Annotated in this window: 22 protein-coding genes; 9 read left to right on the top strand and 13 right to left on the bottom strand. The window is 40.0% G+C overall.

Annotation, left to right across the window (positions count from 1 at the left end; translation table 11 throughout):
• Positions 1-174 precede the first annotated feature (174 nt).
• From B4A24_RS10410 to B4A24_RS10360, 11 genes are all read right to left on the bottom strand, one after another.
• Positions 175-1,107: a helix-turn-helix domain-containing protein gene (locus tag B4A24_RS10410; RefSeq protein WP_172392160.1), complete on the bottom strand. Its 933-nt coding sequence runs from the start codon at positions 1,105-1,107 to the stop codon at positions 175-177.
• 8 nt (positions 1,108-1,115) lie between these two features.
• Positions 1,116-1,967 (bottom strand): SDR family NAD(P)-dependent oxidoreductase, encoded by an 852-nt coding sequence (locus B4A24_RS10405; protein WP_288807819.1) that lies wholly within the window; start codon positions 1,965-1,967, stop codon positions 1,116-1,118.
• Between the two features lie 408 nt (positions 1,968-2,375).
• On the bottom strand, positions 2,376-2,648 hold the full coding sequence (locus B4A24_RS10400; RefSeq protein WP_293944737.1) for a hypothetical protein: 273 nt from the start codon (positions 2,646-2,648) through the stop codon (positions 2,376-2,378).
• A 585-nt stretch (positions 2,649-3,233) separates the two neighbouring features.
• A complete protein-coding gene (locus tag B4A24_RS10395; RefSeq protein WP_293944736.1) occupies positions 3,234-5,696 on the bottom strand; it encodes a glycoside hydrolase family 95 protein in 2,463 nt (820 codons plus the stop codon).
• 432 nt (positions 5,697-6,128) lie between these two features.
• The gene (locus B4A24_RS10390; protein ID WP_293944735.1) at positions 6,129-7,196 is read right to left on the bottom strand and encodes a DNA polymerase beta superfamily protein; all 1,068 of its coding nucleotides are present in this window, start codon (positions 7,194-7,196) and stop codon (positions 6,129-6,131) included.
• Positions 7,193-7,939, bottom strand: coding sequence for a nucleotidyltransferase domain-containing protein (locus B4A24_RS10385; RefSeq protein ID WP_172392155.1), 747 nt, complete (start codon positions 7,937-7,939; stop codon positions 7,193-7,195). The genes B4A24_RS10390 and B4A24_RS10385 overlap by 4 nt, the downstream gene beginning before the upstream one ends.
• Before the next feature lie 228 nt (positions 7,940-8,167).
• Positions 8,168-9,220: a DUF5694 domain-containing protein gene (locus B4A24_RS10380; protein WP_293944734.1), complete on the bottom strand. Its 1,053-nt coding sequence runs from the start codon at positions 9,218-9,220 to the stop codon at positions 8,168-8,170.
• 942 nt (positions 9,221-10,162) lie between these two features.
• Entirely contained in the window at positions 10,163-10,954 is a 792-nt protein-coding gene (locus tag B4A24_RS10375) for a hypothetical protein (RefSeq protein WP_288807813.1), read from the bottom strand.
• A 206-nt stretch (positions 10,955-11,160) separates the two neighbouring features.
• On the bottom strand, positions 11,161-11,598 hold the full coding sequence (locus B4A24_RS10370; protein ID WP_293944733.1) for a PD-(D/E)XK nuclease family transposase: 438 nt from the start codon (positions 11,596-11,598) through the stop codon (positions 11,161-11,163).
• A gap of 2 nt (positions 11,599-11,600) precedes the next feature.
• A complete protein-coding gene (locus B4A24_RS10365) occupies positions 11,601-12,101 on the bottom strand; it encodes a PD-(D/E)XK nuclease family transposase (RefSeq protein ID WP_293944732.1) in 501 nt (166 codons plus the stop codon).
• Between the two features lie 650 nt (positions 12,102-12,751).
• The gene (locus B4A24_RS10360) at positions 12,752-13,621 is read right to left on the bottom strand and encodes a DMT family transporter (protein WP_293944731.1); all 870 of its coding nucleotides are present in this window, start codon (positions 13,619-13,621) and stop codon (positions 12,752-12,754) included.
• A gap of 348 nt (positions 13,622-13,969) precedes the next feature.
• On the opposite strand from B4A24_RS10360, the gene B4A24_RS10355 reads away from it, so the two are divergent.
• From B4A24_RS10355 to B4A24_RS10345, 3 genes are all read left to right on the top strand, one after another.
• The gene (locus B4A24_RS10355; protein ID WP_293944730.1) at positions 13,970-14,602 is read left to right on the top strand and encodes a hypothetical protein; all 633 of its coding nucleotides are present in this window, start codon (positions 13,970-13,972) and stop codon (positions 14,600-14,602) included.
• A 98-nt stretch (positions 14,603-14,700) separates the two neighbouring features.
• Entirely contained in the window at positions 14,701-15,627 is a 927-nt protein-coding gene (locus B4A24_RS10350; RefSeq protein WP_293944729.1) for a hypothetical protein, read from the top strand.
• A 3-nt stretch (positions 15,628-15,630) separates the two neighbouring features.
• Positions 15,631-16,077, top strand: coding sequence for a luciferase family protein (locus B4A24_RS10345; RefSeq protein ID WP_172392148.1), 447 nt, complete (start codon positions 15,631-15,633; stop codon positions 16,075-16,077).
• Between the two features lie 271 nt (positions 16,078-16,348).
• Here B4A24_RS10345 and B4A24_RS10340 read toward each other — a convergent pair whose 3' ends face one another.
• The gene (locus B4A24_RS10340; RefSeq protein WP_293944728.1) at positions 16,349-17,362 is read right to left on the bottom strand and encodes a phosphotransferase enzyme family protein; all 1,014 of its coding nucleotides are present in this window, start codon (positions 17,360-17,362) and stop codon (positions 16,349-16,351) included.
• Between the two features lie 320 nt (positions 17,363-17,682).
• Between B4A24_RS10340 and B4A24_RS10335 the strand changes: the two genes are divergently transcribed.
• The 3 genes from B4A24_RS10335 to B4A24_RS10325 are packed head-to-tail and all read left to right on the top strand — an operon-like array spanning position 17,683 to position 22,885.
• Complete coding sequence (locus B4A24_RS10335) at positions 17,683-19,224, top strand: TerB N-terminal domain-containing protein (protein ID WP_172392146.1); 1,542 nt, start codon at positions 17,683-17,685, stop codon at positions 19,222-19,224.
• Positions 19,225-19,236: 12 nt separating this feature from the next.
• Positions 19,237-20,577 (top strand): ATP-binding protein, encoded by a 1,341-nt coding sequence (locus B4A24_RS10330; RefSeq protein WP_172392145.1) that lies wholly within the window; start codon positions 19,237-19,239, stop codon positions 20,575-20,577.
• Complete coding sequence (locus tag B4A24_RS10325) at positions 20,516-22,885, top strand: DEAD/DEAH box helicase (RefSeq protein WP_312400247.1); 2,370 nt, start codon at positions 20,516-20,518, stop codon at positions 22,883-22,885. Before B4A24_RS10330 ends, B4A24_RS10325 begins: the two co-directional genes overlap by 62 nt.
• A 65-nt stretch (positions 22,886-22,950) precedes the next feature.
• Here the strand turns inward: B4A24_RS10325 and B4A24_RS10320 are convergent, their stop codons facing one another.
• Positions 22,951-23,631 (bottom strand): NADPH-dependent F420 reductase, encoded by a 681-nt coding sequence (locus tag B4A24_RS10320; RefSeq protein WP_172392143.1) that lies wholly within the window; start codon positions 23,629-23,631, stop codon positions 22,951-22,953.
• A 206-nt stretch (positions 23,632-23,837) separates the two neighbouring features.
• Here B4A24_RS10320 and B4A24_RS10315 point away from each other — a divergent pair, with 206 nt between their 5' ends.
• The 3 genes from B4A24_RS10315 to B4A24_RS10305 are packed head-to-tail and all read left to right on the top strand — an operon-like array spanning position 23,838 to position 26,386.
• On the top strand, positions 23,838-24,962 hold the full coding sequence (locus B4A24_RS10315; protein ID WP_293944726.1) for an LLM class flavin-dependent oxidoreductase: 1,125 nt from the start codon (positions 23,838-23,840) through the stop codon (positions 24,960-24,962).
• A 48-nt stretch (positions 24,963-25,010) separates the two neighbouring features.
• Entirely contained in the window at positions 25,011-26,030 is a 1,020-nt protein-coding gene (locus B4A24_RS10310) for an LLM class flavin-dependent oxidoreductase (RefSeq protein ID WP_172392141.1), read from the top strand.
• An 8-nt stretch (positions 26,031-26,038) separates the two neighbouring features.
• Positions 26,039-26,386 carry a winged helix-turn-helix transcriptional regulator gene (locus tag B4A24_RS10305; protein WP_172392140.1) on the top strand — a complete coding sequence of 116 codons (348 nt, stop codon included), beginning with the start codon at positions 26,039-26,041 and terminating at the stop codon, positions 26,384-26,386.
• The last annotated feature ends 128 nt before the right edge of the window (positions 26,387-26,514 follow it).

Below are 26,514 nucleotides of genomic sequence, written 5' to 3'. Positions count from 1 at the left end.
ATTAATAATACGTTGATAATGAAATTATTCAAAACATAAACTAATTCAGGTCCAAAATCTCCAATTTTTAATAGTTACTATTGGCTATATGTAAATACATGCTAAAGGTTTGCATGCATTCTTTAACATGCAGTTTTACCCTTACAATACAACATTTTGAATAATATTGACTTGTTATCTGAGATTTATCTGTTTACGAAACTCCAGAGGACTCATTTTTGTCTTCGTTTTGAAGAATTTACTGAACGATTGAGAATGTTCAAATCCCAATTCGTAAGCGATTTCACTTACTGATAAGTTTGTGTTAGAAAGTTTTCCCCTGGCTTTTTCTATCAATTTATCGTGTATGTGTTGCTGTGTGCTTTGGCCGGTTACTGTTCGCAGTAAGCTGCCTAAGTAGCTTGGCGAGAGATTCAGTTCTTTCGAAACATATTGAACAGATGGCAGACCTTTAATTGCCAAATCATCGCTATTAAAATACTCTGTCAACAGGTTTTCCAATCGTTCCAAAATTTGATGATTGGCCTTTTCCCTTGTGATGAACTGACGGTTGTAAAATCGTTCCGAATAACCAAGCAAACTTTCAACATGTGAACAAATGATTTGTTTGCTAAACTTATCAATGTTGGAATGATATTCCTGTCGTATGTTTTCAATAATGCCGTTAAGTGTATTTTCTTCTTTTTCTGATAACAACAACGCTTCATTTACCGAATAATCAAAAAATGCATACTGCTTAATGTTTTTTGCCAATGACGTGTTCCAGATAAAATCCGGATGAATGAGCAACATCCAACCTGAATGTTTTTCGTTTTTTTCTTCCTCAGCAATTTCAAGTTCGAGCACTTGATTGGGTGACATAAAGAACAGTACACCATCATCCTCAAAATCGTAATGCAATTGTCCGTATTTATATTTTACACCTTCCCCCCTCTTCAAAGCAATAAAATAAAAGTCAAATACAAAATTCATTGCGATTTGATCGGGCTGCCCAATGAAATCATCCGTCGTGACAATACTGATCAATGGATGTTCGGGCTTGGGCAAACCTCTCAGCCGATGAAACTCACCGATTGACCTAATTCGTTGCGGTTTTGCATGTGCCATATACAAAGTTACTTTTTTGATGCAAGATGCTCACTCAATAACCATAATTCGTTACCTATTGATTTCTCAAACTTATCCCGGAGTTCAATGATGTTATTTTTTTCATCAAAGAATTTTCCGTTGGAAGATTTTGCATTTTCTTTTGTCGCTACGTATACACCGCTTTCGCAGGTTTCAGGTGCATTCCTAACATCGGGTGATAATAAAAACATTAGCTTGAGCCACCAGGGAGTGGTACTCTTTCCGAGATTTGATTTTACGAATCCGGGATGAAAAAGCATTGAACTTACTGAAGTATTTTTTAACCTATCAGCTAATTCAAAACCAAAGTAAACCCTTGCAAACATAGCCAGATTAGTTGCTTTCATCCAACTGTATGATTTTGTGAGTTCTAGATCATTCAGATCAATTTTGGGCTTTCTCAAAAAACGAGGTGCACCGGCAACAGTTACAATTCGTGCTTCATCGCTTGCTTTTAATAAATCAAGTAAACCGTTGGTAAGCACAAAATGACTTAGGTAATTTATGGCAAATGATTTGTCAAGCCCTTCACTCGTAATTTCTTTTTTGAAGTACCATGCACCAGCGGCGTTTACCAAGCCGTGGAGTTGATTGTGCTGTTGCTTAAACTCTATACTAAGTTGCTCAACTGATTTCATCAAACTTAAATCGGCCGTAAGAAAGGAAATGTTCTTGTTTGCTGATTTCTCCGAGATTTCTTTGACTGTTTGCTCACCGTTTGAAGTAGTACGGCTAACAATTACAATAGTTGCACCTGTTTTTGCGATGCCGCTAGCAATAGCTTTTCCAACACCCGACGTGCCACCCGTAACTAGATAGGTTTTGTCCTTTAGTTCCATTTTCTTATCTTTTGTTACTACAAAATTCTGCAACAGTTAAAAAACAGATGTATCCAAAACCACTGTTGTTGTAGTCTAAATGAATTGCTGTTATCAATAAAGATAGTAAATTGGTAAACTTTAAAGTTATTTAAGAAATTTAGGCTCATCATAGCCTAATCCGGTCGTTAGCATGCTCTCGATCTTATCGATATCCTGCAGCAACTGCAAGGCTCTTCCCTCCTTTGCCCCCTATTGATGGCATGCTGTTCTGCGCTTTCCTTATCATCCTGCCTTTCCTTGACATCAGCCCACTCAGAGCGCTGCAGGACAAAGTCGGCATAGCCCGGCTCGACGAGCTCGCGAAAGGAACTTGGTGACTTGTTCAAAGGGATTTTAACAGCATAGGACTAAGATAGGATTTATATCCTAATAGACCTTATCACTTTCTATAAATACACTTCCTGACAGATAGCAGTCGGCAACGTTGGCCAGTACATAATCAATATCAAGAATATTAGGACGTGCTGTAGATCCCTGTCCACAATACAAGCTCCTAATCCAGGTATCGACGTCCTCTACCCAGATCGCTTTCCAGGTAATATTTTGTGGATCCTGGACATCGACAGGCGAAACCAGCACATTATACCCCATCGCTCGCAGCGCGCTTAACACGACTCGATTTACTTTGACAAATTTCATCTTCAAAAGCTATATACGGTTCTCTTTACTTTGGAACAGCAACACGGTCCATATCGTTCAGATTCATCACTTTTTGTCATTAGTCACAGATCGTAATAAGACCTGAATCTGACTGATAGCTTGCATCGGATCATCCCCATCAAGGGCTACTCTTAATGTTTATTCCCTAGCGTATGGTAAAAAACGCGAGTTGAAACTGTTTAAGTTAAATAAACGCTTTAAAGGTAAACTTAATACCTTTTGTTTCTGTCCTAAACCAAATATTGAAAGCTATGATATTCACAGTTTATACAGATCAGTTTTACCAAGGAAGAAAAATTCCTTTGCTCGCAGTTTTTATAATTCTACGGCCTGACAATAAAGGCAGAAAAGACTACAGAATCTATAGAAATGAAAGTGTCGCAGCAAAAGACTAAGCGATCAAATTCACATATGAAAAAGGAAAGGCCGCTTGAACAGTATCCAAGCGGCCATAAAACCTTATATTATCACAAAAATGATGAACTACAGAAGCTCATAATAGTCATCAGACAACTATATTTCCATTTTTTTATCAGTATTTAGCATAAATTCGAGTATTAAATATTATTTCACAACAAATTCATAAACCTTACCTTTCGTGGTCGAAAGATCATAAAGCGTTGTTTCAGGAACCTCAAATGCACTATTTTGCGTTTTTATCAATGGTTTTTTAATTTCATCAACATCAAAAAAGGAATTTGTATTTTTGCCATTCGCTTTTTTCAAAGGCTTCCCTTTTAAATAGAGTCTACTCTTATTTGTGACACGAATACGGCAGTTGCCTCCTAAGGTAGAGCTGACCTTTAATTCCGTTAACTTTCGATTTTTCCAGCTCATATCGATAATAAATCCTCCTCTAGTGACTAAACCTTTCACTTCCCCATTTGGCAAGTCATCTGGCCAAGCTGGTAATAAAAATATGCTCCCATCATATGATTGTACCAACATCTCGGCGATTCCGGATGTACAGCCAAAATTGCCATCGATCTGAAAAGGCGGATGGGCGTCCAGTAAATTAGGATAGGTACCGCCGCTTTGTCCTTGCTGTTCCTCTGGAGCTGGGCTCAATTGATCTTTGATCAATTTATACGATTGATTTCCATCCAGCAAACGTGCCCACCAATTTACTTTCCAGCCCATAGACCAACCTGTCGACTTGTCTCCACGGTAGATCAATGAATTTTTTGCTGCCTGAGCAAGTGCAGGGTCGCGAAAAGGTGAAATCTGACCTGATGGAAACAATCCGTATAGATGTGATATATGACGGTGATGATCATTTTTTTTATCCAGATCTTTAAGCCACTCCTGCAGCTGTCCATGTTGTCCAACTTGCATAGGCGGTAAATGTTCAAGAGTTCGTTTGACAGAATCGCGCAATGCGCCATCGGAATCCACAACGTAGGATGCACGGATAAAATTATTAAAGACATCAAACACGAGTTGATTATCCATTGTCGTGCCGGCTGAAACACCTACGCTACCTGTTTCATAGCTATTTTCTGGACTGATGGAAGGGCTTACGACCAGCCATTTTCCAGATGGATCCTTGGTCAAAACATCCAGATAAAATAAAGCCGCCCCTTTCAATACGTGATAATAATCCTTCAAAAATTGCTTGTTCCCTTTATACAGATAATGTTGCCAGATATGCTGACTCAACCAAGCTCCGCCCATAGGCCACATACCGTAAAAACCGCCATCTACAACACCCGTAATGCGCCATAGATCAGTGTTATGGTGGGCATTCCACCCTCTGGCATGATACATTTCCCGTGCACTCTCTTGACCTGTAACAGCAAGGTCTTTTAACATACTAAACAATGGTTCGTGCATTTCACTTAGATTCCCTACCTCAGCGGGCCAGTAGTTCATCTCGGTATTGATATTTATCGTATACTTACTGTCCCAAGGTGGAGAAAGTTTAGCATTCCAAATCCCCTGCAAATTGGCAGGCTGGCCTCCAGGTTGGGAAGAGGAAATCAGCAAATAGCGGCCAAATTGAAAATAAAGTGCTACTAACTGTGGATCAAAGTTTGTCGCAAACTCCCGAATCCGCACATCTGTTGTTTTGTTTGCCTGCGCATTGCTACCAAGGTCCAATTTCACCCGATGGAAGAAATGCTGGTATTTTCTAACATGCTGCTCCAGTGCTTTTGTGTAAGAAATTCCTTTTGCCTTTTCAAAAATTCGTGTGGCTTTTCGTTCAGGATCAATGGAAAGATCCTTGTAATTTTTGAAGTTTGTTCCAATTGATACATAAAGGATTACTTCGTCTGCGCCTTGGATCGTAATCTGCTCACTATGATGAGTAACCTGACCACCTTTAACCTGCGGATAAACAAATCCATAGAACGCCACCTGCCCTTCTTTGGAATCCACTGTACTTCCTTTTCCCCGCAGAAACAATGCACCATTATTTATACCTAGGCCAATATTTTGATGTGGACTTTTCCAGTTTAGATCCATGGAGATACTTTTCGCTCTATCCGCAGTAATGCGGATCAACAGCAAACTGTCGACCAGTGACGTAAACATTTCCCTTCGATAATTGACTCCATCGACTTGATAAGAAACAGTAGTTATCGCTTTATTTAAATCCAGCTCCCGTTGATATTGAACAGGGTTACGGTGAGTCGGGAACCCAAGCATCAGGCTGCCGAAAGTTTGGTAGGGCATACCATAGTCCAGTCCTGCTGGTGCAGCTCTCGGAAAGGCGAGATTCGATAATTCTTGCGCTTCTCTGTTCCTGCCCTCAACAAGAAGTTGACGAATTTTTACAATATCCGAGTATTTACCTTTGGGTACATTGTTCCCAGGACGTCCGGCCCAGATCGTTTCTTCATTCAATTGAATCTCTTCTTGGGAAACTCCACCGTATACCATGGCACCGATACGGCCATTGCCCAATGGCAATGCTTCATTCCAGTTAGTAGCTTCTTTATCATAGTTTAATTTCAATTCCTGCGATGAACTAAACTTCGAAAGCAGCAATAGAACGAGGGAAAAAATAAGGTATTTGATATTCATATCGAGTTATAGATTTATGGTTTAATCATTTTAATTTCATGAAGCTAAGCTGTCAATATGCTTGGCCAAGTTGCCGTCTATCCTGGATCATTGACCACTGCGATGGCATGTCCGATTAGGCTTATCCCTCGTTTTTTTAAATTTGGTTACTAACTAAAATTAGCTTTTTATTCACATATTACTTTATATTTTCTACGCAAACGATCTCAGATACGAAATGGATATCCGATTTTGTTGTTTACCCATTATACCTCACTACTATTGATTATCATAGAAAAAAGTAATGCTAGAAGACAGAATAATAACTCGAATAAATTTCCTTTTTTTTAGACAAAAAAGGAAATGTTAAGGTGTGGGCCATAGGTAAAAGCTCTGAGATAAACAACTAGTTCGACTTTCTATTAACGAACGAGAAGCTCCCTGCATTAGGAATTAAAGTTTGATCTGATAAAGCTGCTTACGCATGTCAACCAATTGCTGTCTTAGGTTATGCTGATCTGGCGCTACCGGAAGTAAGCTGTGTAAGGAGAGTTCCTGAACTTCCTCAAAGAGCTTGTGCGACCAGACGAAAAGTTCATCATAGCTATAGGCCCCATTCTTGATGCGCAGGAGTTCTTCCCTATTGGGGCGTTGTATCTGTAGTTCACTTTTAGACAAAATCTCTTTTGCCTGTTGCAATAGACGGATGGTATGCATCATATTTTTGGCATCATAGCCCTGCCCATGATTCATTGTCCCCTCAAAGCGCGCCTCATTGCGGGCTGAAACCCAGCTAAAATATTCATTATAGGCCTTGCAATACGATGAATAAGCGTCGTGATTAACAAAAAGGTACGCACAACCTGTTTCTTCCTTAGGGATAGAACTGAGGGAAACCTCAGTACTATACAGTGTGGCCACGATACCTTTGTAACCTAGAACCTCGCTCTGATCATAAAACAAGACATACATTCCCTTCGCATGTTCGATCTTTGCTAAACCACAGTTTTCCTGTTTCCAATGTCGGTTGCTTAACCAATCTCTTAACGATAAACTTCCATGACCAGCTATGATAAAGCAGAAATCCAGCAAACTTTTACGTTCACGATCCATCGGATTGTTGATTTTCTTATTCAATCCTTTTGCCTTCCGCACCTGTACCATCGCATATTGCGCAAAGGTCATAGCGGCCTCGCGGGTGATAAAATCCTGCATTTTAAATTGATCAAATAGCGAATCCTTATGTAATATGCAATCGGCAGGGCTAGCCAAAAGCTCCAGTACAGTCGGATTACTCTTTGACAGGAGCTCTACGAAACGACCAAGCTCATAGTAAACTTCGTCATTGCTGGCGTTAGCCACCTGGGCAATATATTGACCGCCCAAGTAATATTCCAGAGGCAGGTAAAATACGCCTTTGATATCGGTATCGGAAGATGCTGTGGCCAATCCATATGCCCGGCTGCCGACAACGGCCTCAAACAGGATCAGCCCGCTCTTTCGAAGTTCGTCTATAGTCATCTTAATATAGTTTTAAAGTATTTCTCCAGTCCTTCTTTATCCAATACGGATCCGGGAACCTGTTTTACTTGATGCTCTAAATGCGTTAACCTTGTTTCAATATAAAGCCTTATGGTCGCTGAACAGCTGTATATAAACCCTTCATCAACTTGGCTCTTCAACTGGCGCAACTCCATAACTTCGACTTTAACAACATCAGGCAATAATACGGATAGTTCTGCCAATGTCATGGGCGCATAACTGCGACAGGTCATACTCCAGTCTGCCGCAAGTAACGATCTTAGGATATAAAACAAGCTCTTGAGCTTCATCGTCTCTCGGCGCAGATCTTCTATTTTGCTACGGACAATCCCTAAATAATGATGGGCGTGCCTACGTGTGTCAAAATAATCTTCGATCATTGCCCTAAAACTTGTTTTGAATCCGTCAAACTCGTAATAGACTACTGGTGACTGGATCCATTCAAACGGACTGACATTACTCTTAGACAGTAAGGTGAGTACTTTAAACAAATCCCAGCCTGCGATATCGAGGTCATCAATTATCGGAAACCGCATTTCGGTAGGCAGCGGAAACAAACGGCTATAGTCCTCAGCTTTTCTCACATAAATAAACCGAACGTCATAATCGCTATCGACTGACGGAAATCCCCAACCTCGGCTTCCTGATTCACAGGCAAAAAGTATACGTACTCCTTCGCTCGCCTCTATTTCCCTTAGCTCCTTGATGATATGTGCTTTCATTTCTTCGTGCTTTTTTAAATTTTCATTAACACAAAGATCGATTGCGATACTGAAGCCTTTTTGCGCATTAAAAAAAGAGCATAAAAATAATGGTAGATTGCTTATTGTCAGACAGATAATTCTCTTTAAAAAAATTAAAGCTTATACAGGCACACAAAGGTACGCAGATAGATTGCGTAGCATAAGGCAGCGAAAATTCTTATATGGCTCAGAATGATAACACCGCTTTTAGTCAACTTCATTGATGTTTGTCACTTTCACTGCATGCATCGTTTTGAAAATGTCCTGCATGTATTTTCTATGATTGGCCCCAGCTAGGACTACGACTCTTTTAGCCCCTACCATCTTAGCCCTATTGACAACATTATGGCACATTCCCTCATTTCTCATGATCCACCAATGTATTTTTGACAGCATTTCTTCTTTCGGAAACCCATTCATATTATACATATCGGGCAAGTAAAAATCTCCTGAGGCGGAAATCTGCGCGGCCTCATCGGTATTCAACCATTCAGTTACCCTATTTGAAGACTTTTCGATATGGGCATATTTCTCAAACCCCTTGTCAATAGCTATCAAAGCTGATTTCAAATGATTTTTAGAGGAATCGGCTATATTTTTCTTGAACAAGACAAATTTTGCGTCAAATGCTCCCCACGATGCTTGCCAATTCAGATCATAGTCCTGGCAATCCATAGACATCAGTTCCTCGATGCCTAACTCCTGCATCATCGGGAAGGCTATATAAGCATACTCAGAAGTTTTTAGCCTTTTCATACTTCTTCCGGTGGTATCGACCCCAGGACTAAGTAATTTTTCGATATAAGTTTCAAGTTCGGCATTAGGTCGATGCTGCAGAAAATTATAAACTTGCCAATATTGATAATGCCCATTTGCCACATCTTGATCAAGATAATAGGCATGCGCTAAATCGGCTTTTACATAATAATCATTTGGTTGCTGCTTGGATCGTTCCTTCAAGCTGTCAACAGTATACCGCAGTAGTACCTCTTTTATAGGTCGATTGTTCCTTAGTTTATGTAGCCGAGTGATATTTGGCTGTTTGCACCAAAAGTCCATCAGCAACCGCTCGTCTTCTTTGCTCAGGAACTCGCCAAAAAAGGCGTCAGGTTTAAATTTTCTAATTTTTTGATGGATGCTGGAAAAATTCTGTATAGGATATTTACTATAATTATGGGAAACACCTATTAATAAAACCTCAAGATCCTGTGCTTTGGCGTTGATCGAGATTAAAAAAAATAAATAAAAGATATACTTCATATTTTGTATCCTCTTGTTCCATTATTGGATGGTTCTTTATTCAGCTACACACTTGACATTACGGTTTATAAATTAGTTCCCAGGCTCTTATGCCATCTACAGGACTAAAAATACAAATAAATCTGTACATTTAACCGCAACGGCCAGGTATGTCTCGTCGTATGTTGATTAAATCTCATAATATGTTTTCGGCCGATGGAGAGATAGTTAGGTTGACGGATATAACATAGCGATTTAAAAAATTAAAAGATATTATTAAGCGATGGAATTTGAAAAATTAGTCAGCAGTATCCAAAGTACCGATGACGAGTTACAGCTCTCAACGATAAGCTGTGAACCAATCGCTCACTTTGCGCAACTGGCTGATAGGCTTATACATCATCGAATTTGAGCAAAAAGTTAAAGAAAGAGCAAAGTATGGTGAACAGCCATTCCCCGAGCTCGCCGAATCTATTAAATAAAGGGTCTATCTGTTACGAATTTAAAGCTATGCAGACAATTTCACATTGCATCCCCCCATCTAATATCTGCTGTAAAAGATGTTCTGATCAACAGTAACTTAAAAGGAATTCAAATTGGTCAGTCGCTGACTGACCAATTACAAAGTACTGACTACAAGACAAATTCAATTCATCAGTTGACGACTGATGAATTGAAACAAGCGTTTCAACACCCCATAAAAAACGGGCCACTAACAGATCCTTTCGCAATTTTATCAAAAATTTCTTTTACTCACCTCATTTACTGTGTACCAGGCCAATGGAATAATCCTCGGCTATTTCCCAATCAGTATTTAAAATCTTGTAGCCATTAAAGGTAAAAGCCTCTCTTATGAACCGTTAAGGAAGGCTCCTTTTGTTAGATGTCTGCTTGAGCAAACTGTTAACCGGCTATGGGCTTTGATCTAATTTAAGGTTAGAAATATTATTGTTGGATTTCAGCTTATTCTTTGGTTAATAAAAGGGCTATATCCTGTTTTGCAAGCACATGGCCTTTATTGATAATATTACTCTTGAGATAAAGAAAACACTGATCGCTATGATCGAGTTTGCCTATAATCAGCTCAATAGCTTTTACATCCAACTTCCTGATTTCTGCTGGAACTACTTTATTTGGGTCTACAATTAATTGTCCGTCTTTCCTAAATTCTTCGAGTCGCCAGGAGTATCCTTTCCAAGGTCCAGCAACCAATGTTGTCCGTTGAGCATCCATGGTAATTTGCCCTTTGTATGGCAAGTCGATACTATCAACCATGATCCTGTGGTCTTTTAAATCGATCGTTAGATATTTTAAATAATCGCCGAAATCTTTAGGTTCAAAATGAATACTGCTGTGCCTACGAATGATCTTAAGCGCTATAGCTCCAATTTTGTCTATTTTGATAGATTGCGAAAACTGCATAAAAGCGGCATACTCCGCTTCGCTAATACCCAGATTTTTGTGATATGGCATAGGTTGTCCCGGTTCCAATTCCTTCATTACGTTGAGAAACCACTGTTCATTGTCTTTGATGGCAAGTTTCATTTTCTCAACAATTGCAACCTGCGATGCATCCTGCCGGGGAATCCCCAACACCGCAGCGGTATAGTCACCTTCAGAAAGTAGTCTGTCAACGAATTGAACTGCGACAGCATTGCTGTCCACACTGGGTTGTTTTTGTGCGAAAACATCAATGGAAAGTACTAATGCCGCTAGCAGCCAAGACAAACAAATATATCGATATAGAAATGTCATGTTAAAGGTATTTGATTAATGAAATTACGGATTTATCCTAATAATCTTCCATCTTCCGCGCAAATCGACACTAAGTGCTCGCGAAAGAACTTTTGGTGACTTGTTCAAAGAGGTTATACAGTCTAGGGCCAAGACACCAACTATCCTATAAAAAAGGCCGCTTGAACAGTATCCAAGCGGCCGTAAAACCTAATATCGTTATATGATTATTTTCCTTTAGCTATCTCCGCCTGGACCCCATTTACAAACTCTACAGTGACGTTTGATAGTTCGGCTATCTCCGATATCGAAAACTTATTCAAAGACAAAAGGTTTTTTATTACCTCTGCTTTTCCTTCTGCTTTTCCTTTAGCCTCTCCTTCGGCTCTTCCCTCCGCCATTGCTTTTTCGCGCCCTCGTTTCAATAGCTCCTCCTGACTACTTCGGATACTCTCGGCATCCCATTTATTTCTTAAACTTGCGTTGTACATCTCTCGTTCCTCCGGTTTTAGTTTGCTATACTCTGCTAACTGAAATAACTTCTCAAAAATAGGCTTCCGCAAATAAGTGGAAAGTCCATTTAGCGAAGACATATTTTTGAGTACGTAAAGCCAACGATCTAAATCATTATCTATCTCTGCCTCAGCTTTAACAAAGTTAACCAATTCTATATATATATAAAGCCTAGATCGTCATAAAATATTTTACCATGATCTCGATAACATAAGCAAATATCGTGCAAAAAACACTTCTCTTCGCCCGCATCAGGCATTGCAAATCCATCCATCAACACAATGATATAGACTTCACTAATTGCATAATTCCAAGCCCTTCGATTGCCTTTGGGTGCCTGATCCGCAATTAATTTACTACTGTAGTAAAGCATGCGCTTTTTCAAATTAACCTGTGCCGTGCGCTGCACTTCAATTATAAACCGCTCCCCATTGTCTGCCGTACAGGTCAAATCAAAAATAACGGTGCCGATATCCTCTGTATCCCCGACATGTTCATTTTTGTTATAATACAGATCAGCAATAACCTTGCGACCTCTAAAGAGTTCGTTTAAAAAAGCAATGAGAAGATCTTTATTGGTATCTGATCCGAAAACTTTTTTAAAGCCATAATCTGTCGTGATATCGATATATTTCGATTGTTTCAATTCACTCATAGTACATTGTTTTTAAATTGGTTAACAATTCAAATATAAGTAATTAAATATTGTAATACTAATATTTTTAGTAAAAAATATTAGTATGTGTATGAATTAAAACAACGCCTCCGATCAAGAAGGTCATATCCATACTACTCATTTCTTGTACTTTATTTTTCCAGCCTTTCACGGCATGATGCAAAAAGGGGTACTGCTAACAGGGACAAGGCAACGGGGCTTGCACTAACGATATACTTTATACGAGAGCAACTACGATATCACCGATAAGTACATGAAATCGAAACACCGGTTCCCCTGAGCGAAGCACTAGAAGTCCATCAGTTTTCTTCGGAAATTGAAGAAATTTTTAAGCAGATCATTTGGTCACTTATTCAAAGGGATTGTACAACATAGGGCTAAAAGATAGGATTTCTAGCATAAAAAAGGCTGAATGATCCAGCCCTGATGTATATAGTTATGATGCTTATGAAGGGATAATGGGTTTCGAAAAATGCTGGCTTGACAGGTGTAAAATCAAGGCAGCAAAAGCAATCGTCTTATTTTTCGTATTAGAAACAAATTATAGGCGTAGTGCCTGCTGAAGTTTTATTTTTCTCTCTATTAAAAGGATTTGTCCATAAGGAATGAACAAATCCTTTTTTAGCTTGCTATAGACGTTGTTTTAACGATATAACTGACTGTAAGACAACCGAAAGAAGCACAAAAATTAAACCTATATAAAAACTAAAATTTACTTCTTTACCTTCATTGAAAAAAAGGAAAGCAATTATGATCGAATAGATAGGTTCCAAATTATAAGTTAGATTAACGGTAAACGCAGACAGTTTTTTTAGTACCTCTGCCACCATGACGTATAATGCCACCGTACAAAAAAGAGCCAGCAAGATAAGATATACAGTATCAGTCGCTGTTGGAATAAATCTCTGTTCGGGATTTAGGTAGTAAAACATAGGCAGGATAATTCCCAGGCCTATTGTTCCTCCCATCATCTGATAATAATTGATCAGCTTTGCGTCATATGATCTAACCAGCCTTTCATTGAAAATAGTATACAGGGCGGCAAATGCAGCCGAGGCAACACCAAATGCAATCCCCAGCTGATAGGATGAGTCAAAATGAAAAATAAAGCTTATTCCGATAAGTGTCATTGCGCTCAATAAGAGCTGGACCGGGCTGAACTTCTTTTTGTTGATCAGCGGTTCAAATATTGCCGTAAAAAAGCTGGTAAGGCAAAAACAGACCACACCGATGGATATGTTTGAATATTTAATACTGGCATAGAAAAATATCCAGTGTACTGTAATCAACAGGCCGATTTTTGAGATGCCAAAAATTTCTTTAAAAGACGATAATTTTTTGACATTGTAAAGTTTAAGGCCGATACATAATATAATGGAAGAAAATAGTACCCGATACCAGACAAGTGGACTTTCATTTAAGGAGATCATTTTACCGAATACACCGGTAAAGCCAGCGAGAAATACTGCTAAATGCAGCATTAAATATAATTTTTTCATACAAGTTATCTAATCCTAGAGGATCTTAAAAAATTAATGATTATTTACTTTAAAAAAAGCGCACACCAAAGCCAACCTACTCATGTGGCAAGGATTACACCATAATAGATATTCATTATTTTCTAGGAGGAGGAAGACAGCTTGTTCTGTTCATAGTACATTTATAAGCTGCAAATATACGATTTATAATAAAGAATCTTCCCGGCCTCGAAGATTAGCAAAGATTATATTTAAAGTTTCCGGTCTCCGAATAAGCACGCTATTATGTGTGGAATACGGAGACACTTATCTAAATTTGATTTGTAAATAAAAACCTGTAAATTCAATGGAAATTAACCTCTTTCCATTATGCAAAGCAACAATTGGTTAAACCAGTTTAAATATATCAAACGAAAAAGGGTATTTTTATTAATTACGCTATTAACTATTTTTTATAATACAAGCTCTGCGCAAAAAGATCCACAGCTCAGGGAAGCACTGTCTATCATGACAAAAGCATCTATTTCGGGAGATATCGAAGGTATTCTAAGTCAAACATCGCCACGAATAATTGAAAGCATGGGGGGGATAGATCAGGCAACAAAACTGACCAAGGAACTCTATTCTTCTCTTATAAAATACGGGGTCAAAATTGATTCCATGATCAATTATGTCGATATGGATGTCTCAAAAATTGATGGGATAGCGTATTGCTTTATTCCTCAAGTATTGGTAATGTCCATGCCTGAAAAAGACAAAATGGCGATCACTTCAGCTAACTTATTAGCATTAAAAGAGGACGAAACCAAAAAATGGACTTTTTTTAATTTCAATAAAATGGATCAGGAAAAAATTAATTTGTTTCTTCCGGAATTTAATGGCAAAATTTCTCTTCCTCCGGGTCTAGAAAAAAAAACATTGGTCGTGCAGAAAGATGAAGTAGCTAAAACTGTCGATCATCTCATGAAACTGATTGATGAATCTGCGAAAAGACAGCACTAAATTTAAGCCAATTGATTCAGAATGCTTACCCAGTCATTTATTGAAATTCTTATTAGGGAATTACATTTAAAGTATACCACAATAAACGATCAAATACGATGAGTTTGAATAAAAAGTTTTTTAAAGTACTAAATTCCAAAATACTTCAAGGAATTTTGATAGCCAATATTTTCGCTTTCCTCGTCATCGGCATCCAGTCCTCATTGGCGCCTAAGGATACAGGTATACTTGTCTTTTCAGAGTTTGTAATTATTCCAATGTTAATGGGTATTATCACGGCTTGGTTTTGGAAAGATATAGAAATAAGGGGAAAACAAATAACTGGATATTCTATCCTGAATGGTCTTATCGCCATTTTAATGAGTTTTTTCTTCTTAGGTGAGGGCTTTATTTGTCTCCTAATTGTTTCGCCCCTTATTTTTGGCTTTATCATCTCCGGGGCCTTTATTGGAAGGGCAATGTTTAAAAAGAGAAATCAAAAATTGAATATAAGCATTGGGAGCCTATTACTGGGGATTTTTATTGTTGACTCCTTGAGCGACCATTATCATGAAAATATGGTTTCTGATGAAATCTTAATTCATGCGAGTACCGCAGAGGTATGGCAACACGTGGTCGCCTTTGATCCGATATCCCAGAAGGAAAACTATTGGCTCTTTAAAATTGGGATGCCGAGCCCTATGGCGACTACGGTAAGCGAGCATAAACTGGGTGCAAACCGAAAATGTATTTTTAGCAATGGGTATATCTTCGATGAGAAGATTGTAAAATTTGATGTCAATAAAAACCTAATTTTTGATATCGTTGATCAACCCAAAGACCCTGAAATTATGGGCCACATTGATATTAAAAGAGGTCAATTTATATTGAAGGATAATGGAAATGGTACCACCACTCTTATTGGAAACAGTTGGTATAACCTCCATGTGTTCCCTACCTGGTACTATGATCTTTGGGCAGAAAGTATCACCAGAAATGTCCATTTTAGAGTCATGGAGCATATTAAATTATTAAGCGAAAGATAGCCTATGTTTTCTTTTGTAGTAAATAGAGTCGGCTTTTTAAAGGATATCCCTTTATTCGCCATTATATTTGATAGTCTCATGAGATTCTGGATGTTTTTTACCAAGCCTGAGCTATTGGATTGGATCGACGATCTGGAAGAAAATGTGACACAAATGCCTGGAACTACGGTTGGAATACATAAATATGGTGGGACTGAGTTTAATTATATGGGAAAAGAGTTTGCACATGTACATAGCAATGGCTTATTGGACATCTTATTAAATAAAGAACTAAAACAATCGCTAATGACTGAAGGAAAAATTAAGGACCATCATCTATTTAAAAATTCAGGATGGATAAGTTTTTACCTTCAGAATAAACAAGACCTAGGCTACGCGTGTTACCTCCTGAACAAGGCCTACGACCACACCAAACAAAAGCAGAATTCTATACAGCTAGATACTATATGAAAACTATTCTATACTTTTAGCAAAACATGTTGTTCTTTAAGCTTTCTCAATAACACATACTTATCGGGCAAACAATGGTTTTGGAGCCAGCTGAACACCGGAGTGTGTCCCGATATTTAATGCTTCGATTTCACATACGGACAGTAGCACAAATATTATAAAAAGATATGATTTAAAGCCTGGGCAAAGTCAAAGAAGTGTTCAAAGAATTTCCCGCCCTGTACAAGTAATTGGAATCAGCATAGTCAGTTTACAGAAAAAAAATTGTAAGCTACTTGTGCAAACTTCGGTCTGGCTTATCCCAATAAGTAGCTACCAAATGTTTTAAAAGTCCGGTATACGCCTTTACTTGGGAAGACTGGCTAAAAGCATAGAATTGATCGTGGGTAGTATGAAAGCCCATATAGAAAAGCCAGAATCCCAGAGAGAGGTAAGGTACGACAACCAATTCCTGTTCACTTATAGGACGGTTTGCGCGATATCCATCAAGAAAAATGGCATAGGCATCATTGGCCGCCTGCTGCGTCATCCTTCCAGTGTATACTTCCAGCATAAGGTGTTGCCAAAAGGACATGATATCATTCACCAGCCAGCCATAGCCCATAAAATCAAAGTCAAAAAAGGTAATCGAATTACCTTCAAAATGAAAGTTTTTGGGAAGGAAGTCAAAGTGACAATAGCCTTTTGAGAAGTGAAATGTATTTAGTTGAGACAGTTTATTCTCTACCTGTTGCGCTGCCTGCAAAAGCCAGGCATGTCCTTCTGGATCCTCTGCAAAAACGGGTTTCAACATTTCGAGGGGCTTAAAAAGGGTTGTTTTGAGATCAAAATTCCACCGCTCTTCTCCCAGCCTGATTTCTGATGATATATTATGAAAGCGCGCCATTTCATGGCCTAAGATGTGAAGTTGGTTTTCATTCAGCAGCTTTACTGTATTACCGGGTGCATAGCTCAATAGCACCGCATGCCTTTCCCCTTCAACCGCTTCAAACTGCTGAATAGCGTTTCCGAAAATATCCAAAATGGGATAAGACACGGATACGTTCGCCTGTTTCAACGCCAAAAGCAATTCCACTTCCTCTTTTATTTGCGGCAAACTTCGATGAGAAGAACGATAAACCCGAAGTATAAAGGGGGTGTCAGATGATTGAACCAAATAGGTATCGCCTACTCCTCGCACCAGGAGTTTACATTGAACGTCGCTTACTCCGTATTTTTCTGAGACCACCGAGGATAGCGCAATTGGGCAAAGGGTAGAATAAGTTGCAGGGAAAACCGCTTTCATAGGACAAAGATATAATCCTAATATTATATTTTAAAGTAAATTCGTGACTACCAAGGTTTGATATATGTACAAAAAATAGATACTACTGCCTCTGCGAGCGATCTTAAGCGCTATCGGTATGTGTAAACCCAGCAGAAAGGTATGACATCGCAAGAACACAAAGATCGTTAAGCATACAAAAGAACTGACCAACTACATGATAAACAATAAATGTATTTTGTGCGCAAGCTCGTTCCGAAAAGTGACATTAATTTACTTGATTATTCTACCTCTTAACAATATATTATAGCTATATTTACACTAAATTTTTTAGTTATTTAATGAACGGAAAATTATATTATACCGATCAAAAGATATCCTTCGATGTTGCTAAAAATCAAACTGACAAAGGAGATAGCGTACAAAACTGGGATTATGTTCCACCCAGCTTGCCCTTAAAACGAGGAATATCTTCTGTAAAGATGAGAGGGATTGATGATGCTCCACAAGAGCTAAGACAGCTTAACCAGATGTTCGAAGACGAGCCATGGTCAGTGCTGCGGAAAAAATCGTTTTATGAACAAGCCCTGGTTATGGTAGACTTTGAGGACGATGCGGATATCGTTCCTTTTTCTGAATATTTTCCTGTCTATAGGAGCATGAACACAGCTCAACTTAGAAGCTATTTTACGTTCAGAAAATTAATACGCCGTGGAGAATATCCAGATGTAGGACTGTCCTATATATTCGTATATATCTATGAAATATTAATGCAGATCGGAATTGAAAATCCCAATATTGGCTTGGATATCCTTAAGAATCTTAAGGATGCATATTCCTTCAGTCAGCCAAAAGTAATCCGATATCTGGATCTTTGGATGCAGGACTATGTTGTGTATTATAGGCTTACAAACCGCGTTGGAGAATTTTTCATCCAAGAAAAACAGGAAGATGATCTTGCAGCATTACTATCGGATTATAAGGACATCAACGAAACTCTTTTATTTGATACGGCATCGTTAATTGCTTCCTACAAAATAAAAAATGGTGCTTTATTCAAAAAATATCCTGATGATGTGACATCTGTCGCTGCACGCACAATCAAAGCAGCCATCCCTATTTACGAACAAAGAACTACTCATCACATAGAAGAACTTTGTCTAGGGCTGAAAAAACAGACTCCACATCCCATATTTGCCTCCGCTGTATTCTATAGGCCAGATGCCCCAAAGGAGAATTCCTTTCAGATATCGCCACGGCGAAAATATTACTGCAAAGGAGGACTATGGTCGAAAGACACTTTTAGGGATAAAATATTTCAAAAAAAAGGAGAACCTTTTGGACTTATCCTACAGGAGACTGACAGAAGGTTGCGCATCAGCATGCATTTAAAATTCTCCATGGCAAAGAAGATAGCTGACCCTATAGTCGAAAATGCCATTCAAAAAGCAATAGATCAGTACCTACTGGAAAAAGCAGAAGAAGCACGTCCAAAGATAAACGTTGATTTCACCAAATTGGATAAGATAAGATCCGATGCCGATATCATCAGGGATGCGCTTCTAAGTGAGGAGGAAATTGAAAAAGATCTCCTTCCTACAGATAATCAGTTGAAAGACACCCCGGAAATAGCGGAAGAACCTCCCACTCCCTGCCGGAATAATTCGATTTTTTCCGACCAGGAGGTGAGCTTTTTACAATTACTTGTGAAAAGTGGTGACTGGAAAAATTACCTCCGTAATATCCGTTTGCCAATAGGTGTTATAACCGATAGCATAAACGAAAAAACAATGGTGGATATACAGGATATCGTTATTGTAGATGAAGGCGATGGACCTACATTACTCAGTGACTATATAGATTATATTATCAAAATGATATAGAAGCAAAAGGAAATGACAGAAAAAAATAATAAATCAGTTACAATACCCCGACGTATAGCTCAGACCCTGCTCAACGCTCTTAAGGGAGGTGTTGTGCCCCGTGTAGGATTGCCCTATATAACGGTGGGCAGGAGAAAGGAAATGGAAGCGTTGTTGCACGATGCGGAAATCGTCAGTGAGGGCGGTGCTTCTTTTCGCATGATCGTAGGCAAATATGGAAGTGGAAAATCTTTTCTATTGCAAACCCTTCGGAACTATGCGATGGACCGAAATTTCGTAGTGGTAGATGCCGATCTATCGCCTGAGCGGCGCCTGCACGGCAATAATGGTCAGGGATTAGCGACGTATCGCGAAATGATCAAGAACTTGAGCGTAAAGACACGGCCTGAAAGCGGCGCACTGAGCATGCTATTGGACAAATGGATCGATTCGCTGCAGACCGAAACGGCCGAGACTGCTAATATTAGCCCGGAAGACCCTATTTTTACCCAGAAAGTGGAGCAGAAAATTTTTGCTGTGATCCACGCGATGCAGGAACTGGTACATGGTTTTGACTTTGCGAAATTGCTCACCATGTATTACCGGGCATTTATCGAGGGTGATGATGATCTTAAGGCAAAAGTGCTCAAATGGTTCCGCGGAGAGTATAACACAAAGACCGAGGCGCGGCAGGAACTTGGGGTAAACGTAATTATTACAGATGATGACTGGTACGATTACCTGAAACTGTTTGCCTTTTTTTTCCGACAAGCAGGTTATAAGGGGATGATGGTTTTTGTGGACGAACTGGTGAATATCTATAAAATCCCAAATAGTATCGCAAGGCAATATAATTACGAAAAAATCCTTTCTATCTATAATGACGCACTGCAGGGCAAGGCCCAATATGTTGGAATCATTATGAGTGGTACTCCCCAATGCGTAGAGGATATTCGAAGGGGAATGTATAGTTATGAGGCGCTGCGTTCACGTTTGCAAGATGGTAAATTTGCACAGCAGGGCCTGCAGGATATGCGTGCTCCAGTACTCCGGCTTCAGCCATTAACAAGTGAAGAAATGATGGTACTCACTGAAAAAATAGCTAACATCCATTCCAGCCTGTACAATTACGAATGTAAATTAACGGATGTAGATCTATTGGATTTTATAAAAATAGAATTCGGAAGGATCGGCGCGGCATCAAACATTACCCCGCGTGAGGTGATACGGGATTTTATTGAACTGCTCGATATCCTTTACCAGAATCCTGACACCGATATCAAAACGCTCCTTGGTTCAGAAGCATTTGACTATGCAAAGCCAGAACTGGAAAATAAGGACATTGATCCCCTGTTTGCAAAATTCACCCTATAGGAAATTTATCCGAGATTCTCGAAACACCGAATTAAATATGGACACCTTTTCGCGATATTCACCTTTAATAAAAGAGTATATCTATCAGAATGGCTGGAATAAACTTCGTGCCATTCAGGCGGCTGCAGGAGAGGCAATATTCAATACGGATGAAAATGTACTTTTATCTGCCTCCACCGCATCAGGAAAAACGGAAGCGGCTTTCTTTCCAGTCATTACCATGATGCAGGAGGACCCTCCTACATCTATAGGCTGTTTGTACATTGCTCCCTTAAAGGCGCTTATCAACGACCAGTTCATCCGCCTGAACGATATCTGTGCGGAAAGCGGTATCCCTGTCTGGCACTGGCACGGCGATGTTTCGCAGTCGAGGAAAAAGAAAATGATGAAAGATCCGTCGGGCATCCTGCAGATCACCCCGGAATCACTTGAAGCCATGCTGCTACACCGTCACTCACAGATCCCCCATCTTTTTGGTGACCTCCGTTTTGTCGTCATTGACGAAATCCACTCTTTTCTCAGGGGGGACCGTGGTGGACAGACTTTATCACTGATCGAGAGGCTGTCGCGCCTTGCGGGTGTCAATCCCAGAAGAATAGGGCTCTCTGCCACCATAGGTGATACGCGAATTGTCGGCGAGTTTCTTTCGGCGGGAACCGGCCGTGGCACTGTTATACCACGTATCCAAAGTGGAGGAGCTGAATGGCACCTGTCCATGCAGCATTTTTTTACGACTGGGGCACAAGCGCATGAAACAAAGGGGAAAGGTGAAGCGGATGGCGATGCTTCAGAACCTGCGACAGATATCGCGCCCAAAAATGCAGATCTCGGTATTGGCTATATTTTTGAACATACCAGAGGTCATAAATGTCTTGTTTTCTCCAATTCACGTGAAGAGTGCGAGGTGGTAACAGCTACCTTACGCCAATACTGCGAGGTGAAACGTGAACCGGACCGTTTTCTCATACACCACGGAAACCTCTCTGTCTCCTACCGTGAAAGTGCTGAAGATATGATGAAACAAGAAGATAGCCTGATCACAGTCTGTACGACTTCTACGCTGGAACTTGGTATAGACATCGGTCGCCTGGAGCGGGCCTTTCAGATAGATGCTCCCTTCACAGTTTCTTCATTTCTGCAAAGAATGGGAAGAACGGGAAGGCGAAATGCACCTTCGGAAATGTTGTTTGTGATACGCGAAGATCATGCTGAGGCTCGTGCGCTGCTGCCCGAGACTATTCCGTGGAAACTCCTTCAAGGGATCGCACTGATCCAACTGTACCTTGAGGAGCGTTGGGTAGAACCGCCTCGCACCGGGCGTCTGCCCTATAGCCTGCTGTATCATCAGACGATGAGCACTCTTGCCTCGGGGGGTGAAATGACACCTGCTGAACTTGCCTCCCGTGTCCTTTCCCTTGCTTATTTCCAGCATATAACAGCTGATGATTTTCGGGTACTGCTGCGGCACCTGCTCAGCATGGACCACCTTCAGCAGACGGAGAATGGCGGACTTATCTTGGGGCTTGCTGGTGAACGTATTGTCAACAACTTTAAATTTTATGCCGTATTTCAGGAGAATGAGGAATACAGTGTCCGATGGGATTCCGAGGAATTGGGTACCATTGTAAAACCACCTCCCCTTAACGATAAAATTGCAATTGCCGGTCGCGTCTGGGTCGTGGAGGAGGTTGACCGTAACAGCCATGTGGTCTATTGCCATCCGGTAAAAGGAATCGTGCCTGCTTACTTTGGTGATGAACCCGGAGATATCCATACAAAAATCCTGCAACGGATGCATCTGTTGCTGCAACAGGATGATACGTACCCCTATTTGCTTAAAAATGCGATAGCAAGACTTGCTCAAGCACGAGATATCGCTGCCAGATCCTTCCTTGATAAAAAAACACTGATCCCTCTTGGTGGTAAAATGTATGGTTTGTTTCCCTGGCTCGGAAGTTATGCCTTTCTAGCACTGGAGCGTTTCCTTCGCATTAAATGTGGCCCGGCTCTCGGTCTTAAGGCATTTGACTCAAAACGGCCCTATTATATCCAGTTTACGATGAACGTCAGTGAGCAGGATTTTTACCGAATTGTAGAGGAAGAGATAAAAAAGGATATAGACCCGATGACATTGCTTTATCCGAAAGAAGCACCGATATTTGATAAATATGATGATATTCTGCCGGAAGAGCTCACACGGAAAGGTTTTGCGATGGGTGTTTTAGACGTAAAGGCGATGAAGCAAAGCGTACTAAATTGGTTGGAAAGGGAGAAACCTTATCGATGTAGTTTCCGGAACGTTATTTAGACTTAAAAGAGCATAATTCAGCTTGTAGTGATAAAAGAACAGAGGTATATCCGCCTTCCAATATTTTACAAATACGGACGAGCAATCTCATCCGCTAAGGCAAGGTTTTCTGCGCGCTTGTTGATATCAGCTTTTTCTAAGGCATCAATCAAATTTTGTTTATCGAGATCCCTGCAATAAGCCGGCTCACCAGGTTGTTGTCGCCAGGATGAAGCAATCGCACCAGCATCGATGGCGTCAAATCCGATTTCATCAATCAATTGCATGATGGAAAGTTTGTCAGCTAAATTGTCACCTGCAACCGACAAAGCAATACGGCCAGGGTTCTCTTTGGGTAGTGCTTTTGCAGCCAGGCTTCCTGCAACAATATTGTTGAATGCTTTTATCACAGGATGACCGATTACTTTTGCCACCCATTCGCTGTCTGTTAAACCATTTTCGATGTCTATATTTCTGCCATCTCTTGAGGGATAATAATTGCCTGAATGGATGATTATCGCTTTTGATATGGATAAAATTGAAACTGGAAGATTTGGGATAGCTTTTTCTGGAATAGCTATAATAATAAGATCTTCTGCAGCAGCAGCTTCTTCCACCGTTCCAGCAATAGCACCTGTTTTTTCAACAACTTCTGTCAACGATGCGGGCCCACGTGAATTGGAGATGATTACTTCGTGTCCTAAATTTATTAAATACTTGGCAAGCGTACCGCCAATATTTCCTGAACCAATAATTCCTATTTTCATCCTTTAACCATTTTATGATGTTACAAAATTAACAATCATTTTGTTTGTTTTACGACATGCTTTCCCGAAGGAAAGCGAAATAGATTTCCCGTTTAAAAAATTAATTCTACTTTCCTTTAGGAAAGTACTATCTTTTGGTAAGTATAATTCAGTTAATTTTGCACTCTAAGATTTTGCTGTTTAACAGCATCAATAAGATTGGTATCATGAGTCAAAATAGAACATTGAAATTATCCGCAGGGATTGCCGGAACCGGCTGGAACTACACGTCGTGGATGCATAAAGATATGCCTGCCGATGCGGGGGAAAATGTGGATTTTTATGTAGAGCAAGCACAGATTGCCGAAGCTGCCAAATTTGAAACCCTCTTTTTGTTTGATGTCAGCCACGTTGGTGCAGGCAATATTCCGCATTACCTAAGCATGTTTGACGGCGCAACCATCATGTCTGCTATTGCAATGAAGACCAGTAAAATTGGGCTTTCTTTTACAGCTTCATCGTCTTACACGGATCCTTACAATATTGCAAGACAGGTATTATCACTTGATAAAATAAGCAAGGGGCGTGCTTCCTTAAATGCTATTACTTCCAATCCTGGTGGAATGGTCAATTTCAGCCGTGGGCATTTGGGCAAGTCTGACCAATATCCAATGCATAGAGAGTTTTTAGACATTCTGCTGGGACTCTGGGATACTTATGAAGATGATGCTTTTCCAAGGAATAAAGAGACTGGCGTCTTCTTAAAACCGGATAAAATGCATACCATTAATTACCGTGGTGCGTATTTCTCCGTGGATGGACCGCTCAATATCAGTCGTTCCGTGCAAGGCCGACCGGTATTGTACACAGCTGGCTCGTCGACCACTTTTGTAGATATCGCAACAAGCTATACAGACGGCGCCTTTATAGCCGGGCCAAGTTTGGAACACGCCCTTTACACTGCTACCGCCTTACGAAATAAACTAATCGAGAAAAATAGGTCTCCCGAAAATTTTGTGATCGCTACTTCGCAAAATGCTATTGTTGGAAAGACTGACCCAGAAGCCCAGCAGAAATATATGGAACTGGTATCCCTCGACCGATATAGAGCGATGCCAGCACCTTTGTTTTTTGGATCTGCTGAAAGAGTGGCTAATCAGGTGCAGCAATGGTATGAGGCAGGGGCCATGGATATGCTGGTCGTAACGCAGGATTATCCGACTGGATTGGCCGATTTTGCTGAGCTGGTCGTTCCTATTTTACAGGATAGAGGAATTTTCCATAGAGAATACAAGGCAGATACGTTAAGAGAAAATCTGGACCTGAAAAAACCTTTATTCCGAAAAATTTAAAACCATGAATGCTTATCAGCATTTTAAATAATCATTAAAAACAAAAAAATGAAAACGAATATAAAATATTCCATATTGGAGTTGGCAACAGTATCACAAAATACCTCTGTGAAAGAAACATTGAATAACACGATAGCGCTTGCCAAAGTAGCGGAAGAAAATGGCTATGAAAGATATTGGTTCGCCGAACATCATAATTCGCATACTGTTGCCAGCTCAGCAACTGCTGTTTTGATCGGGTATGTAGCAGAAAACACCGAGCGCATAAAAGTAGGTTCGGGTGGTGTAATGTTGCCCAACCATTCGCCACTTATTGTAGCAGAACAGTTTGGAACCTTAGCACAATTGTATCCACACCGCATTGATCTGGGGTTGGGGAGAGCTGTAGGAACAGACAGTGCAACGGCACAGGCCATCCGTTCGGATTCGTTTCAGGCTGCACATTCTTTTCCCGATGAAATTGGGAAAATACAGCGTTACTTTTCTGAGGAAAACAAATCTGCCAAAGTAAGAGTTCCTATGGCTGAAGGTATGGACGTTCCGATTTTTATATTAGGCTCGAGCACTGACAGTGCTCATCTGGCTGCCCAAAAAGGACTGCCCTACGCTTTTGCCAGTCACTTTGCTTCTACGCATCTGTACAATGCCCTTCGCATATATGAACAGGAGTTTCAACCTTCTGAATTCTTAAAAGCACCTTATACCATCGCTGGTATCAATGTAATCCTGGCAGATACGAATGCGGAAGCAGAAAAATTATTCACGTCATTGATCGGAATGTTTTATGGAATGTTAACTGGAAATATGCAAAGCGTACAGCCACCAACAGCAATGACAGATGAATGGCGGGAGATCTTTAATCATCCACAGGTGAATCAGATGCTAAAATTTTCTTTTGTTGGTGATAAAGAGACCGTAAAAAAACAGGTCATCAATTTTCTGGAAGAAACTAATGTAGATGAACTAATTGCAGTTTCAACAATGTATTCGGCTGAAGACCGCATAAAATCAGCGCAAATATTTGCAGAGGTGATGAAAGAAATTAATGTAAATTTAGCAACTCAATAAGCTTAATTATGGCACAGAAAAAAATGCATTGTGATTGCCTTGCGACCATCAAGCCCGTTCGCGATACTTTAGATGTCATCAACGGTAAATGGAAATTGCCGATTATTATTTCCATAGGTGTCGGAAATGACCGCTTTACCGATATTCAGGAGAGTATTCCAGGCATTACACCGAAGGTTTTGGCCAAAGAGCTAAAAGATCTAGAACAGCATAAACTAATCTTACGAACAGTTATCGATGAGTATCCTGTTAAGATCTCTTATCAATTGGAACCTTATGCCGATACCTTAACACCGATAATTTATGCATTGAAAGATTGGGGGCTAAACCATCGGAAGGTGGTAACAGCAGAATAAAAAGACAACTATTGTATTGGTTGTAAACAGAATTGGCATCAATATAATAATATTCTCTTCCAGTATTCGTTGTATATCTCTTCGAAATTCAAAACCTGCATTGCTGTTTTTATAATTTAGAGAATAAG

Source organism: Sphingobacterium sp. UBA7249 (assembly GCF_002472835.1).
Classification (GTDB): Bacteria; Bacteroidota; Bacteroidia; order Sphingobacteriales; family Sphingobacteriaceae; genus Sphingobacterium; species Sphingobacterium prati.
Note: the sequence above shows the minus strand (reverse complement) of the source record. Positions and strands in the feature narration are given on the sequence as shown.